This window comes from Sphingomonas sp. S-NIH.Pt3_0716 (assembly GCF_003950715.1).
In the GTDB taxonomy this organism is placed as follows: domain Bacteria; phylum Pseudomonadota; class Alphaproteobacteria; order Sphingomonadales; family Sphingomonadaceae; genus Sphingobium; species Sphingobium yanoikuyae_A.
Map to the genome: position 1 here is coordinate 1 of NZ_QLJK01000110.1, position 1,057 is coordinate 1,057.

Below are 1,057 nucleotides of genomic sequence, written 5' to 3' on the forward strand. Positions count from 1 at the left end.
TTAGAGCGGTTTCCACACGATCTGACTCGTCAGGGATTCCCTTCGCGGCGCCGTTGTGATTCAGCCTTCCTGCTGGTGGCAGGAGGCCAGCATGGATGGCACGAACGCTATCACAGGATCTTCGGGACCGAGTTGTCGCAGCGATTGATGGTGGGCTGAGTTGCCATGCGGCAGCGGCCCGCTTCGGGGTCAGCGTGTCGAGCGCGATCCGCTGGCGACGGCTTGCGTTGGAGCATGGCCGGGCCGTTGCCAAGCCGCGCGGCGGTGACCGGCATTCAGGTAAGATCGAAGCGCACGGCGGCTTCATTCGGGAACTGATCGCCGAGCAGGGCGACATGACCTTGGTCGAGGTTCAGGCGCGGCTGATCGAGCGTGGGGCCCCGGTCGGTATCGGCACGGTGCATCGCTTCTTCGTGCGTCACGGGATCACGCGCAAAAAAAGACCGGTCACGCGATCGAGCAGGACCGTCCCGACGTCCTGAGGCAACGGCAGCATTGGTTCGACGGCCAGATCGACCTCGAACCCGAACGCCTCGTCTTCATCGACGAGACGTGGACCGCCACCAACATGACCCGCAGCCATGGCCGCTGCCGGAAGGGCGAGCGGCTGCGGATGGGCTTCCCGCACGGCCACCGCAAGACCACCACGCTGGTCGCGGGCCTGCGCATGGATGGCATGGTCGCGCCGATGGTGCTGGACGGGCCGATCAACGGCGACTGGTTCGAAGCCTATGTCGCCCAGGTGCTGGTGCCCGAACTGCGTCCCGGCGACGTGGTCATCATGGACAACCTCTCGAGCCACAAACGGGCCGCCGTGAAGGAAAGGATCGAAGCTGCCGGCGCGACCCTGCGCTTCCTCCCGCCATACAGCCCGGACTTCAATCCAATCGAAAAGGCCTTCTCCCGGCTCAAGGCCATGCTCCGCAAGGCAGGAGAGCGCACCGTCAGCGGCCTGTGGGACCTGATCGGCAGGCTCGTCGATATCTTCAAGCCCGACGAATGTGCAAACTACTTCAAATCATGCGGCTATGAACCGGAATGAATGGAAACCGCTCTA

The 1,057-nt window shown here is 63.8% G+C and carries 1 protein-coding gene; it reads left to right on the forward strand.

The features are described 5' to 3' along the window. Nucleotides 1–95 precede the first annotated feature (95 nt). A protein-coding gene (locus BRX37_RS26255; RefSeq protein WP_103727307.1) for an IS630 family transposase occupies nucleotides 96–1,042 on the forward strand; the annotation gives its coding sequence in 2 pieces (ribosomal slippage) (nucleotides 96–432 and nucleotides 432–1,042; 948 coding nt in all). Nucleotides 1,043–1,057 lie beyond the last annotated feature (15 nt).